Annotated in this window: 1 pseudogene; it reads right to left on the bottom strand. The window is 51.5% G+C overall.

What is annotated here, in order from left to right:
• A pseudogene (locus AB9F29_RS22195) lies at positions 1-211 on the bottom strand (TraB/GumN family protein); the annotation flags it as partial.
• Positions 212-295 lie beyond the last annotated feature (84 nt).

The raw sequence follows: 295 nt of genomic DNA on the forward strand, positions 1-295 counted from the left end.
GGTTGAAAATGCCAATCGCTGTGTCAAAAGGCTCAAGGCCTTTGGTCGCAACCCGTTTGTCGCGGGTATAGTTTTGAATAAGGGTATCCAAGCCAGCAGGCGCGTCTCCAGAGACGAAATCCATCGCACAAGGCGGGATGCCAAGCATCATCGTGGCATAGCCCGGCCTAAATTTGCTGGCCATGAACGACGGAATTCCCCGCACCCCCATTTCATTGGAAAACTGTTGCCAAAGGTCTTCGGGAAGTTGGTAGGGAAGGGTTGGTCAGTCTTGAATGAACAAGATTTCCGGATT

Origin of the sequence: Falsihalocynthiibacter sp. S25ZX9, assembly GCF_041205405.1 — a bacterium.
In the GTDB taxonomy this organism is placed as follows: Bacteria; Pseudomonadota; Alphaproteobacteria; order Rhodobacterales; family Rhodobacteraceae; genus Falsihalocynthiibacter; species Falsihalocynthiibacter arcticus.